Annotated in this window: 13 protein-coding genes; 7 read left to right on the forward strand and 6 right to left on the reverse strand. The window is 68.4% G+C overall.

Annotated elements, in window-relative coordinates; translation table 11 throughout:
• The first annotated feature begins 13 nt into the window (after nucleotides 1-13).
• The 3 genes from mfd (at nucleotide 14) to PMI12_RS22520 (ending at nucleotide 5,407) form a co-directional block, all read left to right on the forward strand.
• On the forward strand, nucleotides 14-3,496 hold the full coding sequence (mfd, locus tag PMI12_RS22510; RefSeq protein ID WP_007837024.1) for a transcription-repair coupling factor: 3,483 nt from the start codon (nucleotides 14-16) through the stop codon (nucleotides 3,494-3,496).
• Nucleotides 3,493-4,206: a phosphoserine phosphatase SerB gene (gene serB, locus PMI12_RS22515; RefSeq protein WP_007837026.1), complete on the forward strand. Its 714-nt coding sequence runs from the start codon at nucleotides 3,493-3,495 to the stop codon at nucleotides 4,204-4,206. Before mfd ends, serB begins: the two co-directional genes overlap by 4 nt.
• 136 nt (nucleotides 4,207-4,342) lie before the next feature.
• Complete coding sequence (locus PMI12_RS22520; RefSeq protein ID WP_007837028.1) at nucleotides 4,343-5,407, forward strand: Ldh family oxidoreductase; 1,065 nt, start codon at nucleotides 4,343-4,345, stop codon at nucleotides 5,405-5,407.
• Between the two features lie 6 nt (nucleotides 5,408-5,413).
• On the opposite strand, the gene PMI12_RS22525 is transcribed toward PMI12_RS22520, so the two are convergent.
• A complete protein-coding gene (locus PMI12_RS22525) occupies nucleotides 5,414-5,740 on the reverse strand; it encodes a DUF6172 family protein (RefSeq protein ID WP_007837030.1) in 327 nt (108 codons plus the stop codon).
• 123 nt (nucleotides 5,741-5,863) lie between these two features.
• Here PMI12_RS22525 and PMI12_RS22530 point away from each other — a divergent pair, with 123 nt between their 5' ends.
• Together PMI12_RS22530 and PMI12_RS22535 are read left to right on the forward strand one after the other, a co-directional pair.
• A complete protein-coding gene (locus tag PMI12_RS22530; RefSeq protein WP_007837032.1) occupies nucleotides 5,864-6,886 on the forward strand; it encodes a histone deacetylase family protein in 1,023 nt (340 codons plus the stop codon).
• 66 nt (nucleotides 6,887-6,952) lie between these two features.
• On the forward strand, nucleotides 6,953-7,180 hold the full coding sequence (locus tag PMI12_RS22535; protein ID WP_007837035.1) for a hypothetical protein: 228 nt from the start codon (nucleotides 6,953-6,955) through the stop codon (nucleotides 7,178-7,180).
• Nucleotides 7,181-7,189: 9 nt separating this feature from the next.
• Here the strand turns inward: PMI12_RS22535 and PMI12_RS22540 are convergent, their stop codons facing one another.
• Nucleotides 7,190-8,377 carry an aminotransferase-like domain-containing protein gene (locus PMI12_RS22540; protein WP_007837037.1) on the reverse strand — a complete coding sequence of 396 codons (1,188 nt, stop codon included), beginning with the start codon at nucleotides 8,375-8,377 and terminating at the stop codon, nucleotides 7,190-7,192.
• Nucleotides 8,378-8,489: 112 nt separating this feature from the next.
• Here PMI12_RS22540 and nth point away from each other — a divergent pair, with 112 nt between their 5' ends.
• Both nth and PMI12_RS22550 read left to right on the forward strand, forming a co-directional pair.
• A complete protein-coding gene (gene nth, locus PMI12_RS22545) occupies nucleotides 8,490-9,137 on the forward strand; it encodes an endonuclease III (protein WP_007837038.1) in 648 nt (215 codons plus the stop codon).
• Nucleotides 9,138-9,149: 12 nt separating this feature from the next.
• A complete protein-coding gene (locus PMI12_RS22550) occupies nucleotides 9,150-9,989 on the forward strand; it encodes an Ivy family c-type lysozyme inhibitor (protein WP_007837039.1) in 840 nt (279 codons plus the stop codon).
• A 27-nt stretch (nucleotides 9,990-10,016) separates the two neighbouring features.
• Here PMI12_RS22550 and PMI12_RS22555 read toward each other — a convergent pair whose 3' ends face one another.
• Genes PMI12_RS22555 through PMI12_RS22570 form a run of 4 tightly spaced genes read right to left on the reverse strand, consistent with a single transcriptional unit; the run spans nucleotide 10,017 to nucleotide 13,877 of the window.
• Nucleotides 10,017-10,583: a histidine phosphatase family protein gene (locus tag PMI12_RS22555; RefSeq protein ID WP_007837040.1), complete on the reverse strand. Its 567-nt coding sequence runs from the start codon at nucleotides 10,581-10,583 to the stop codon at nucleotides 10,017-10,019.
• Nucleotides 10,580-11,374, reverse strand: coding sequence for an adenosylcobinamide-GDP ribazoletransferase (locus PMI12_RS22560; protein WP_007837041.1), 795 nt, complete (start codon nucleotides 11,372-11,374; stop codon nucleotides 10,580-10,582). Before PMI12_RS22560 ends, PMI12_RS22555 begins: the two co-directional genes overlap by 4 nt.
• A 5-nt stretch (nucleotides 11,375-11,379) precedes the next feature.
• Nucleotides 11,380-12,420, reverse strand: coding sequence for a nicotinate-nucleotide--dimethylbenzimidazole phosphoribosyltransferase (gene cobT, locus PMI12_RS22565; RefSeq protein ID WP_007837042.1), 1,041 nt, complete (start codon nucleotides 12,418-12,420; stop codon nucleotides 11,380-11,382).
• Nucleotides 12,417-13,877, reverse strand: a complete 1,461-nt coding sequence (locus PMI12_RS22570; protein WP_042674040.1) for a cobyric acid synthase — start codon at nucleotides 13,875-13,877, stop codon at nucleotides 12,417-12,419. Before PMI12_RS22570 ends, cobT begins: the two co-directional genes overlap by 4 nt.
• Between the last annotated feature and the right edge of the window lie 90 nt (nucleotides 13,878-13,967).

Consider the following 13,967-nt stretch of genomic DNA (forward strand, 5'->3'; position numbering starts at 1 on the left):
CAGTAAGCGTTCCATGGACCTCCCCCACCTCACGGCGGGCAAGCGTTTCACGCTGCCGCGTCCCCCGTTGTCGGCCGATGCACTGCTGCTGGCGCAGCTGGCCATGCGCGAGAAAGCCGCCGGGCGCGCCACGGCGATGTTCACGGCCGACGCCAACGACGCGCAGCGCCTGATCGATGAAATCGCCTTCTTCGCGCCCGACCTGCGATGCGCCTTGTTCCCCGACTGGGAGACGCTGCCCTACGACAGCTTCTCGCCCCACCAGGACCTGATCAGCGAGCGCCTGGCCACCCTCTGGCGCATCAGCCAGAAGGAGGCCGACGTGGTGCTGGTGCCCGCCACCACCGCCCTCTACCGACTCGCACCCCCGGCCTTCCTGGCCGGCTACACCTTCCACTTCAAGGCCAAGCAGAAGCTCGAGGAATCGAAGCTCAAGGCCCAGCTCACGCTGGCCGGCTACACCCACGTGACGCAGGTGGTCAGCCCCGGCGAATACGCGGTGCGCGGCGGCCTGATCGACCTGTTCCCCATGGGCTCGCCGGTGCCGTTTCGCGTCGACCTGTTCGACGACGAGATCGACTCGATCCGCACCTTCGACCCCGACACCCAGCGCAGCCTCTATCCCGTGCCCGAAGTGCGGCTGCTGCCGGGCCGCGAGTTCCCCATGGACGACGACGCCCGCGCGCGCTTTCGCAGCCGCTGGCGCGAACTGCTCGAGGGCGACCCGACCAAGAGCCGCATCTACAAGGACATGGGCAACGGCGTGGCCACCGCCGGCATCGAGTACTACCTGCCGCTGTTCTTCGACGAGACGGCCACGGTGTTCGACTACCTGGGCGCAGACGCCACGGTGGTGCTGCACGGCGACCTCGAACCTGCGTTCCAGCATTTCTGGCAGGACACGAACGAACGCTACCGGCTGGTGCATAGCGACCCCGAGCGCCCCGCCCTGCCGCCCGAGGCGCTGTTCCTGAACGCCGAGCAGTTCTACCAGCGCGCCAAGCCGCACGCGCAACTCGCCGTCCGCGGCGACGTGCCCACGGAAGCGCCCTACGCCGAATTCGACAAACTGCCGCCCTTCGCCGTGGTGCGCGGCGCGGAAGACCCGCTGGTCGGGCTCAAGGCCCACATCAAGGCCACGCCCCACCGCGTGCTGCTGATCGCCGAGAGCGACGGCCGCCGCGAGAGCCTGCTCGACTTCCTGCGCGCCAGCGGCGTGAGCCCGCCGGCCTTCGACTCGCTGGCCGAGTTCGAAGCCTCCGCCGACGAAAAGATCGGCATCGCCACCGCCGCGCTGGCCTCGGGCTTCGCCTGGCGCGAGCAGGGGATCGACCTCGTCACCGAGACCGAACTGTTCGCCACCGCGCCCACCACGCGCCGGCGCAACAAGAAGCAGGAGCAGGTCAGCGACGTCGAGGCGCTGATCAAGGACCTGTCGGAACTCAACGTCGGCGACCCGGTGGTCCACACCGCGCACGGCATCGGCCGCTACCGCGGCCTGATCCACATGGACCTGGGCCAGGGCAGCGGCCCCGACGGCAAGCCGCTGCTGCAGGAAATGCTGCACCTGGAGTACGCCGACAAGGCCACGCTCTACGTGCCCGTGTCGCAGCTGCACCAGATCAGCCGCTACACCGGCGTGAGCGCCGACGAGGCCCCGCTGCACAAGCTGGGCTCCGGCCAATGGGAAAAGGCCAAGCGCAAGGCCGCCGAGCAGGTGCGCGACTCCGCTGCCGAACTGCTCAACATCTACGCTCGCCGCGCCGCGCGCGAAGGCCATGCTTTCCGCTACTCGCCGGCCGACTACGAGGTGTTCGCCAACGACTTCGGCTTCCAGGAAACCGCCGACCAGAAGGCCGCTATCCACGCCGTGGTGCAGGACATGATCTCGCCCCAGCCCATGGACCGCCTCGTGTGCGGCGACGTGGGCTTCGGCAAGACCGAGGTGGCGCTGCGCGCCGCCTTCATCGCCGTCACCGGCGGCAAGCAGGTCGCGTTCCTCGCGCCCACCACGCTGCTGGCGGAGCAGCATTACCAGACGCTGGTCGACCGCTTCGCCACGTGGCCCGTGAAGGTGGCCGAGATGAGCCGCTTCCGCTCGGCCAAGGAAATCACCACCGCCGCCAAGGGGCTGGCCGAGGGCCAGGTCGACATCGTGGTCGGCACGCACAAGCTGCTGTCGCAGTCGGTCAAGTTCAAGAACCTGGGGTTGCTCATCATCGACGAGGAGCACCGCTTCGGCGTGCGCCACAAGGAGGCGATGAAGGCCATGCGCGCCGAGGTCGACGTGCTCACGCTCACGGCCACGCCGATTCCGCGCACGCTGGGCATGGCGCTCGAAGGCCTGCGCGACCTCAGCGTGATCGCGACCGCACCGCAACGGCGCCTCGCCATCAAGACCTTCGTGCGCAACGAAGGCACGGGCGTGATCCGCGAGGCCGTGCTGCGCGAGCTCAAGCGCGGCGGACAGGTCTACTTCCTGCACAACGAGGTCGAGACCATCGAGAACCGGCGCCAGAAGCTGGAAGAAATATTGCCCGAGGCCCGCATCGCCGTGGCCCATGGCCAAATGCCCGAGCGCGAGCTGGAGCGCGTGATGCGCGACTTCGTGGCGCAGCGCTACAACCTGCTGCTGTGCTCGACCATCATCGAGACCGGCATCGACGTGCCGACCGCCAACACCATCGTGATGAGCCGCGCCGACAAGTTCGGCCTGGCGCAGCTGCACCAGTTGCGCGGCCGCGTCGGCCGCTCGCACCACCAAGCCTATGCCTACCTCATGGTGCCCGACACCGAGGGCCTGACCAAGCAGGCGGCGCAGCGGCTCGACGCCATCCAGCAGATGGAGGAGCTGGGCTCCGGCTTCTATCTTGCGATGCATGACCTCGAGATTCGCGGCACCGGCGAGGTGCTCGGCGAGAACCAGAGCGGTAACATGATGGAGATCGGCTTCCAGCTCTACAACGAGATGCTCAGCGAGGCCGTGCGCTCGCTCAAGGCCGGCCAGGAGCCAGACCTGCTCTCACCGCTGTCGGTCACCACCGAAATCAACCTGCACGCGCCCGCCCTGCTGCCTGATGACTACTGCGGCGACGTGCACCTGCGCCTGTCGTTCTACAAGAAGCTGGCCACCGCGAAGACGCCCGACCAGATCGACACGCTGCTCGAAGAAATCGTCGACCGCTTCGGCAAGCTGCCGCCGCAGGCACAGACGCTGATCGACACGCACCGCCTGCGCGTGCTGGCGCGGCCCTACGGCGTGGTCAAGGTCGATGCGGCGCCGGGCATCATCAACATCACGTTCAAGAAAGATGCGCCGGTCGATGGCATGGCCATCATCCAGTTGATCCAGAAGAACAAGCACATCAAGCTCGCCGGCAACGAGAAGCTGCGCATCGAGCGCGAGCTGAAAGAGCCCAAAGAGCGGGCCCAGATGGTGCGCGACGTGCTGCGCAGCCTGGGCCAACCCCTCGTCAAGGAAACCGTCACCGCATGAGCGCTACCCAAGAAATCTCCCCCGGCCTCGTCATCCAGCGCGTGAAGCCGCCGCTGCGGCTCGCCGACTTCAAGCTGATCGCGTTCGACATGGACTCGACGCTGATCAACATCGAATGCATCGACGAGATCGCCGATGCCGTCGGCAAGAAGGCCGAGGTCGCCGCCATCACCGAGGCCACGATGCGCGGCGAGATCAAGGACTTCAAGGAAAGCCTGCGCCGCCGCGTGGCGCTGTTGCAGGGTGTGCCGGTCGAGGCGCTGCAGCAGGTGTACGACGAGCGGCTGAAGCTCAACCCGGGCGCGAGCGAACTGGTAGCAGCCTGCAAGAAAGCCGGCCTCAAGGTGCTGCTGGTGTCGGGCGGCTTCACCTTCTTCGCGAACCGCGTGAAAGACCGGCTGGGCATCGACTTTGCGCGCTCCAATCTGCTCGACGAAGCCGGCGGCAAGCTCACCGGCGAAGTCGTCACGCAGAGCTGGGGCGACATCTGCGACGGCGCCGAAAAGCGCAGGACGCTGCTCGAGGTGGCTTCGCTCATGGGCATCTCGCCGCAGGAAACCATCGCCGTGGGCGACGGCGCGAACGACCTCCCGATGATGGGCGAAGCCGGCCTGTCGGTGGCCTATCACGCGAAACCCAAGGTGCGTGAACAGGCAATGGTTGCAATCAACGAAGGCGGACTGGACCGCCTTCTCGAAATACTGCGATGAGCGATTGGGGGCGTGGTTCGGGGGCGATGATGCCGACGGGGGACATTCGCGCAGGAGCGTACCCGGTGCCCTTGCACGCGCCCTGAACGACAGCGCCCCCAAGAACAACCGCCCCAACGAGACACGGACCACTGACATGACCGACACCGCCCCGCTCTACCGCGCCGAAGCCCTCAAGGACTACGCGAGCGCCCTGCTGCAAAAAGCCGGGCTCGCCGCGTCGATGGCCGACAGCGTCGCCCGCACGCTCGTCGAGGGCGACCTGCTGGGACACGACACGCACGGCCTCGCGCTGCTGGCCGGGTACGTCAAGGAACTGGAATCCGGTGGCATGACGCGCGACGGCACCCCCGAGGTGCTGTCCGACCGCCCCGCCGCCGTGCTCTGGGACGGCAAGCGCCTGCCCGGTCCCTGGCTCATGGACCAGGGCATGGATTTGCTGATTCCGCGTGCCCGCGAACTCGGCACCGCCTCGCTCGTCATCCGCCGCAGCCACCACATCGCCTGCCTCGCCGTCTACATGTTGCGCGCGCTGCAGGAAGACATGCTGATGCTGCTGGCCTGCTCCGACCCCAATGCCGCCAGCGTCGCGCCCTTCGGCGGCACGCAGGCCGTGTTCACGCCGAATCCGCTGGCCATGGGTTTTCCGCTCTCGCAAGGCGGCGTGATGGTCGACATCTCGGCCTCCATCACCACCAACGGCATGAGCAACCGCAAGCGCGCAGCGGGCGAGACCTTCGCCGAGGAATGGCTGATCGACGCTGCCGGCAAGCCGTCGAACGACCCGCAGGTGCTGTTCGACCAGCCGCCTGGCACGCTGCTGCCGGTCGGCGGATTGAACCACGGCCACAAGGGCTACGGCATGGCGCTGCTGGTCGAGACGCTCACGGCCGGCCTCGCGGGCCACGGCCGGGCCGATCCGCCCGAGGGCTGGGGCGCGACGGTGCACATCACGCTGCACCACCTGAATGCCTTCGGCGGCAAGGACGCCTTCCTGCGCCAGATGGACCATGTGGCGGCGAAGTGTCGCGGCAACGTGCCCATCGACCCGGCCAAGCCTGTGCGGCTACCGGGCGAAGGCGGTTTGAAGCGTCGGGAAGCGCAGGCCAGGAACGGGGTGCGGCTGCACCCGTCGATTGCGCGCTCGCTGCAGGATGCGGAGCAGCGGTACGGCCTGCGGTTGGCGCAGGCGCAGGCCTGACGGCGGTTATTCCTCTTCGGAATCGGTGGCAGCGCCCTGTTCGCCTTCAGGCCGCGGCTTGCGCTTGCCGGGCTTGGCCAGGATCTCGATGTAGAACTGCTTGCCGCCTTCCTTCACCACCCCGTCGATGAGGCCCGTGATGGCGGAAAGGTGAATGACTTCTGCGGATTCCTGGGCCGCGCCGAACTTGCAATCGAAGTCCCAGAAATCGCTGCCTTCGGGCAATTCGCGCCGCCGCTCGCGCTTGATGTACTTGCGGATCTCGTGCTTGATGGCTTCGAGGAGACGGTCGGGGTGCTTGCCCTCGACCTGAAGCTGAAAGGTTTTTCTCATGGGTGATCGTAACCAATGTGGATGCCGCCGATTCGCGCGCCATCCGATGCCCTCGATGGGCACCGATCTTGCTCGCTACCATGGCTGCCGAGCAAATTCCACGGCGGCCATGCCGAATCGCCCATGCTGACCTACTTCCATCCAGAGCAGCTGCTGCACCATCCGCGCAGCTACCTGTCGCGCGGACAGATGCGCACCCCGCAGGAAATTCCCGACCGCGCACTTCGGCTCATCGCCGCCGTGCAATCGCTCGGGTTCGATCTCCGGACGCCGGCCGACGCCGGCATGGCGCCATTGGCCGCCGTGCACAGTGCCGACTACCTGCGCTTTCTGGAGGACGCGCACGGCGAATGGAAGCAGATGCCGCCCGACTGGGGCGACGAGGTGATGTCGAACGTTTACGTGCGCGAGCCCAACCGCCTGCGCGGCGTGCTGGCCAAGGCGGCGCGCTACCTTGCCGACGGCAGCTGCCCGGTCGGGGCCGCAACCTGGCGCTCCGCGTACTGGTCGGCCCAGAGCGCGGTGGCCGGCGCGGCGGCCATCGTCGACGGCGCCCCTGCGGCCTACGCACTGTGCCGCCCGCCCGGCCACCATGCGCGCGTCGATGCCGCTGGCGGCTTCTGCTACCTCAACAACGCAGCCATCGCCGCCCAGGCGTTGCGCGGGCGCTTCGCTCGCGTGGCGGTCCTCGATACCGACATGCACCACGGCCAGGGGGTGCAGGAAATCTTCTACGACCGCAGCGACGTGCTGTATGTCTCGATCCACGGCGACCCGACCAACTTCTACCCTGCCGTCGCCGGCTACGACGACGAGCGCGGGGCCGGCGACGGCGATGGCTTCAACGTCAATTTCCCGATGCCGCACGGGGCGACGGAAGCGGCCTTCTTCGAGCGCGTCGACGATGCGGCGGGCGTGCTGCAACGATTCGCGCCGGACGCGCTGGTCCTGGCCCTCGGGTTCGACATCTACAAGGACGACCCCCAGTCGCAGGTCGCGGTGACGACCGAGGGTTTCGGCCGTCTCGGCAAGGCCGTAGGCGCGCTGGGGCTGCCTACGCTGATCGTCCAGGAAGGCGGCTATCACCTCGACAGCCTGGAAGCCAACGCACGCGCTTTCTTCGGAGGATTTGCAGGCACGGCGTGACGGTTCCGGCTGTGATCGGCACGGCGCTGTGTACAGTCGGCGCTTCGAACGAAAGCAGGTGAAGACATGGCGCGCGCAAACGACTGGGCAAGCAAGGTGATGGCATTGATCAACGGTGGCAACCCCGCCGCAGCCATCGCGCAGATCAAGGTCGCGCCATCGGTCAAGGACCTGAAGGCGCTGCAGACCATCATGACGTTGTCGAAAATGAAAGGCCGCTATCCGAACGTGGATGCGGCCATTTCAGACAACCTGGACCTGCTTGCGGCGCCCCGGCTGCACCGGTCCCCCTGATCGGATCGACTACAGCGCCTGACCGAGACGCTTCACGCCCTCTTCGATCTTCGCCACGTCGGCCGTCGCGAAGCTCAGACGCAGCGTCGCCACATCGGGCTTCTCGGCAAAGAATGGTGCGCCGGGCACGAAGGCCACGAGCTTCTCGATCGCGCGCTTCGCCAGTTCGTTCGCATCGGCCAGCTTGCCATTGGCGCCGGTGAGGCGCGCCCAGAAGAACAAGCCGCCGTTGGGCTGGGTGAAGCTCACTGCATCGCCCAGCTCGCGCCTGAGCGCCGCGCCCATGGCCTGGGCACGCTGGCCGTAGACCTCGCGCACGTGCGCCAGCGTGGCCGGCATGCGGCCGCTCTTGAGGTATTGCGCAGCCGTGGCCTGCGAGAACGTGCTCGTGTGCGCGTCGCTGAACTGCTTGCACATCGTCGCCTTGGACAGCAGCTCGGGCGGCGCGATCATCCAGCCGATGCGCAGGCCCGGGCTCAACACCTTGCTCAGGCTGCCGCAGTGCGCCAGCAACTCGCGGCTGCCCGGCACGTCTTTGCTCAGGGCCAGGATGGAGGGCGGAGGTGCTTCGCCGAAATAGAGGTCGCCATAGGGGTCGTCCTCGACGATCAGCGTCTGGTACTTCACGGCCAGCTCGAGCACCTTCTTGCGGCGCTCCAGCGTCAGCATCGCGCCGCTGGGGTTGCCGAAGGTCGGGATCAGGTAGACGAACTTGGGCTTGTGCTCGGCGATGAGCTTCTCGAGCTCGTCGGTCTTCACGCCGTTGGCGTCGATGGGCGCGCTGATGAGCTGCGCGCCGTACAGGCGGAAGCACTGGATGGTGGCCAGGAAGGTCGGGCCCTCGACGATCACCTTGTCGCCGGGCGAGATCATGGTCTTGCCCAGCAGGTCGAGCGCCTGCTGGCTGCCGGTGGTGACGATCAGGCCGCTGGGGTCGACCTCGACGCCCTTGGTCTTCATGAAGGCGCTGAGCTGGCTGCGCAGCGGCTCGTAGCCTTCGGTGGCGCCGTACTGCAGCGCAGCGCCGGGTTCTTCGGAGAGCGCCTTCTGGCTCGCCTCCTTGAGGCCCTCGACGTCGAACATGGCGCTGTCGGGGAAGCCACCCGCAAAGCTGATGATCCCGGGCTTGCCCAGCAGCTTGAAGAGTTCGCGGATGGCGGAGGTCTCGACGTTGTCGAGGCGGGAGGCGAATTGCATGGTCGGTCTCACTTTCTGGGGTGCCATTGTCGCGAAAGCGGCAGGCAATAAAGCTGCGTAAGGCTATCGCCTTTCAACGATATATTGCGCGTGCCGCCCCCCACGAAGCCCCATGAAAAAAAACGACATCCCCCTCTTCTTCGCCACCCTGCAGGCGGCCAACCCCGAGCCCGAGACTGAACTCGAATACACAACCCCCTTCGAGCTGCTGGCCGCCGTGCTGCTGTCGGCACAGGCCACCGACGTGGGCGTGAACAAGGCCACGCGCAAGCTGTATCCGGTGGCGAATACGCCGCAGGCCATTCTCGATCTGGGTGTCGAGGGGCTGGAGGAGTACATCAAGACCATCGGCCTGTACCGCAGCAAGGCGAGGCACCTGATCGAGGCCTGCCGCATGCTGGTGGAGCTGCACGGCGGCGAGGTGCCGCGCACCCGCGCCGAGCTGGAGGCGCTGCCGGGCGTCGGCCGCAAGACCGCGAACGTGGTGCTCAACGTGGCCTTCGGCGAGCCGACCATGGCGGTCGACACGCACATCTTCCGCGTCGGCAACCGCACCGGGCTTGCGCCCGGCAAGACGCCGCTGGAGGTGGAACTCAAACTCGAGAAGCGCGTCCCACCGGAATACCAGCTGCATGCGCACCACTGGCTCATCCTGCATGGCCGCTACATCTGCGTGGCGCGCAAGCCGCGCTGCTGGGAGTGCGCGGTGGCCGTTTTCTGCGCCTACAAGCCAAAGACACCGATGCCGAAGACGGCCTGAAACCGACGACGAATGACGACACGAAAGAACGACTCCCCGGCGCTGCTGGCCGCCACGCTGCTCGCCGCCCTCCTTCCGGCCGCGGCATGGTCGCAGCAGGGCGGCGGCCTGCCGCCCGAGGCCATGGCGATCTACGGCGGCCGCTGGTCGACGAACTGCGCCAACGCAGCCGCACCGACGCTGCAGGTGCGCCAGGACATGCTGATCGCCGAAAGCGGCAAGCGCCGCGTGACCGGCAACGAACCGCAGACCGCCCACAGCTTCTTCGGCAACCGCCCGCCGCCGGCAGGCTTCGACGTGGCGCTGATGAGCAGCCCGGGCAAGTCCGGCGCAATGACCTTCCTCGTCTACCGCGAAGCGCGCGGCCAGTACATCGCGCTGGACGCCGACAAGCCGGTCGCCGGCCAACTCGGCCCCGACATGATGAAGCTGCGCTACTGGCGCTGCAACGGCGCGGTGCGGGCCGTGGCCCCGCCCGTCGAGCCCGCCGTCAAGGCGCCTCCCCCGCCCACGGGCAGCCCGGCGGCGCTGGCGCGGGGCCCGGCCATGGAGAAGGCCTGGCGCGCCGCCTTGGGCACGCGCGAGAACGACCGCTGGCTGGTGCGCCGCGAAGGTCCGGCGCCCGAGCCGCAATGGGTGACGGTCGAGGGAACGCGCTACCTCCTGCAGGCCTTCTGCAAGCCGCACGACTGCTACGACAACAACGCGATCGCGCTCTACGACCAGGGCTCCGGCCGCCTCTACGGCCTGGTGCAGCGCAACGGCAGCAACCGCTTCCTGGGCACGCCGCCGGCTGCACTTGCGCCGCAGCTGGAGCGGCTCTGGCGCGAACAGTGGCGGCAGAAGAACTGAGCCGCAATCGGCACTGGCCGACGGCAGCTAATTGTCGAAAGTCAGCCAACCGCCGAAGGGCAGTTCCCCATCAGGCCAGTCGGCGGCGACTCCAGGGCAGCGGGTGCCGCGCTGCAGCAACGTTACCGCCCGCAGCACGCCGGCGTGCGTGATCCACAGCGCATCGCCCTCGTCCACAAGCCATTCGTCATGTGCGGCGGCCACGCGCTGCATGAATGCGCGCACGCTTTCGCCATGGCCGCCGGCAGGCGCATCGGCGAAATTGCCGGTCCAGGCGTCGAATTCCTCGCGTGCGATGGCAGACCACGGCCGCCCTTCCCAGGCGCCGAAGTTCATCTCGGCCAGCCGTGCGTCGTGCCGCACCCGAAGATCGGGGCGCAACGCGGCGATGGCATCGGCCAGCCCGGCACATCGCCGCAGCGGCGAACTGCGCACGCTGATGGCCGCAGGAAGCAAAGGCGCGATGCGCTGCGCAGCAGCGAGCGTGGCGTCCGCATGGGCTTCGAGGTCCGTGGCGCCGTAGCACAGCCCGGGCTCGGCCACCACGGGCGCATGGCGCTGGAGCCAGAGCGTCCTTCGGGCGGCGTCGCTCATGCGCGCCACGCCAGTGCAAGGTAGATCGCCAGCTCGCAGACCTGCTGGGTGGCGCCAAGGCCGTCGCCGGTGAAGCCCTGCAGCCGGCGCATGAAAAGACGCGCCATCCAGCCTGCGGCAACAACGGCCGCAAGCAAGGCCGCCAAGACGTGCGCCACGTCGTGTGCATACAGCAGCAGTGCCACCGCCGGCAGCGCCCACACCACCGCGATCAGCAACGCACCACCGCTGATCGCATCCGCCAGCGGCTTCGCCTTGCTCGCCCCGCTGTCGCCCACATAGGGCAACCACCGGATCAGGAACAGCGGCATCAGCCGCGACAGCACATGCGCGCCGACGATGGCGACAACAACCGCCTGCAGGCCGTGCCCGGCCAGCATTGCGAGCAGCGCGCATTTCAGGCCCAGCGCCAGCACCAGCGCCAGCGCACCGAAGGCGCCGATGCGCGAGTCCTTCATGATCTCCAGCGCCCGGTCGCGGTCGGCCGAACCGCCCAGGCCATCGGCCACGTCGGCCAGACCGTCTTCATGGAAGGCGCCGGTCAGCATCACGGTGGCGGTGGTGCTCAGCACGGCAGCAGCCAGCGCACCGGCGACACCCGGCAGCCCCATGCCCACACCCGCGAACACCAGCGCCGCCACGCCACCTGCCAGCCATCCGATGCCGGGCAGATGCGCCGCGCTCGAACGCAGCATCTGCGGACTGAAGCCGACCCACGCAGCCAGCGGCCCCGTCACCGGCACGCGCGTGAAGAACTGCAGCGCGAGCAGGAAATGGCGAACGCCGTTCATCCTCTTCAGCTGTCCTTGCGCGACACGCCGGCCGACTCGAAGCTCGCCATCTCGCGCAGGATGCGGCAGGCCGATTCGAGCAGCGGCCAGGCCAGCGCCCCGCCCGAGCCTTCGCCCAGGCGCAGTTCGAGCTTGAGCAGCGGCTCCAGCCCCAGCCGCTCCAGCAGCAGCACGTGGCCGGGTTCGGCCGAGCAATGCGCGGCCACGCAGCGCTGCACCACGTGCGGCTGCAGCGCCTGCGCCACCAGCACCGCTGCGCTGGCGATGAAGCCGTCTACCACGATCACGCGCCGCTCCTCGGCCGCCTGCAGCACCGCGCCGACCAGCGTAGCCACCTCGAAGCCACCGAAGGCGGCCAGCGCGTCCAGAGGCGCGGTCGCGCCCGCGTGCAGCGCCAGCACCTGCCGCAGCACATCGCGCTTGCGCGCCAGCCCGGCCGCATCGAGGCCAGTGCCGGCACCGGTGCAGGCGTCGATGTCCAACCCGCCCAGCCGCGAGAGCAGCAGCGCGGCAGACGAACTGTTGCCGATGCCCATCTCGCCGAGCAGCAACGCATTGCCCGGCAGCACGCGCACCACCTCGCGCCCGTTGGCGATGGCCTGGGCGCACTGCGCGGCCGTCATGGCCGGGCCCTGCGAAGCGTCTGCCGTACCTTCGGCGATCCGGCGCGACACCAGCCCCGGGCGCGCCTGGAAGTCGCGCCGCACGCCGCAGTCGACCACCGTCAGTGCCAGCCCGTGCTGGCGCGCCAGCACGCTCACGGCCGCGCCGCCGGCGAGGAAGTTCTCGACCATCTGCCAGGTCACGTCGCTCGGGTACGCCGAGACGCCGCGCGCCGCCAATCCGTGGTCGCCCGCGCAGACCAGCATCTGCGGGGCTTCGAGCTCCGGGCTTTCGGTGCCGAGGATGGTGCCGATGCGCAGCGCCAGCGCCTCGAGCCGGCCCAGCGCGCCGAGCGGCTTGGTCTTGTTGTCGAGCGCGCTCTGCAGGCGGGCGGCGAGCGCGGTGTCGGTGATGTCGGAAATGGTGGGAATGGTTTCGGTCATGCAATCAGTCCGGCGAGCACGCCGGCGTCGAAGTGGGTATCGATGAAGTCGGCCAGGCCGTCGAAGGTGGCGTCGAGCGTGGGCACGGAGGCACCGAACAGCGCGTGCAGCGCGCGCGGGTCCTCGAACAGGCCGTGAAGATAGATGCCGAGCACGTTGCCGCGCGCGTTCTGCCAGGCCAGTCCGTCGGGCATCACGGCCTGGCCGTCCTGCGCCATCTGCGGGTGTGCGGCGGTCTGGCCATGGTGGATCTCGTAGCCGGCGACGGGCACGTCCGACAGCGCAGCCCAGACACCGCTCAGCTCGCCGAAGGTCCCGGTGCGATGCCGCACCGTCTTCTCGCGCGCGAACACCGTCACCAGCGGCAGCAGGCCCAGTCCCGGCGCATTGCCGTCGATGCCGTGCGGATCGACCAGCGCCTCTCCCAGCATCTGCAGTCCGCCGCAGATGCCCAGCACCGCGCCGCCGCGTTCGGCATGCGCGGCCACGGCGCTGTCCAGCCCCTGGGCGCGCAGCCAGGCCAGGTCGCCGCTGGTGTGCTTGGAGCCGGGCAGCACGATCCAGTCGGCGCCGGCCACGTCGGCCGGCGTACGGGCCCAGACCAGCCGCACGCCGGGCACGTTCTTCAGCGCCTGGAATTCGTCGAGGTTGCTGATGCGCGGGTATGCCACGACCGCGACCGTGCGCGTCACGGTGCCGCTCGCACGGCTGCGGTCATCGAATACGCCGTCCTCCTCGGGCAAGCCGTGCTGCCACCACATCGGCAGCGTGGCCACGGTGGGCACGCCGGTCAGTTCCTGCAGTTGCTGCGGCGCAGGCGCGAGCAGCGAGGCATCGCCGCGGAACTTGTTGAGCACGAAGCCGCGCAGCAGCGCGCGGTCGGCCTCGGGCAGCAGCGCCCAGGTGCCGTACAGATGGGCAAAGGCGCCTCCGCGGTCGATGTCGGTCGTGAGCAGGCAGCGCGCCTGCGCGTGCCGGGCGATGCGCATGTTGACGATGTCGCTGGCCATCAGGTTGATCTCGGCCGGCGAACCCGCGCCTTCGATCACCACCACGTCGTTTCCGGCGCGCAGTTCGTCGAGCGCCTGCGCGATCTGCGGCCAGACGCGCTCGCTGCGGCCGCGCCAGGGCAAGGCCGAGAGTTCGTCATTCACCTGCCCCATCAGCACCACCTGGCTGTGGGTGTCGCGCTCGGGCTTGAGCAGCAGCGGGTTCATGCGCACCCCGGGCACGGCATTGGCGGCCAGGGCCTGGAAATATTGGGCGCTGCCGATCTCGCCGCCGTCAACCACGCGGGCGTTGTTGCTCATGTTCTGCGCCTTGAAAGGCGCCACCTTCAGGCCCTGCCGCGCATACCAGCGGCACAGCGCCGTGGCCAGCCAGCTCTTGCCGGCGCCGCTGGTGGTGCCCAGGACCATGACGCAACGCGCCGGCCCGCTTTTCGCCTTTGAACTCATCGGCGAATTGTCGTTGAGCGCCACACCGGTCCGGGAAAGGCCAAATGGAAGCGACGAAATGCGACATCTTTCACATCGCCGGGCATTGCA

It is taken from the genome of Variovorax sp. CF313 (assembly GCF_000282635.1).
In the GTDB taxonomy this organism is placed as follows: Bacteria; Pseudomonadota; Gammaproteobacteria; order Burkholderiales; family Burkholderiaceae_C; genus Variovorax.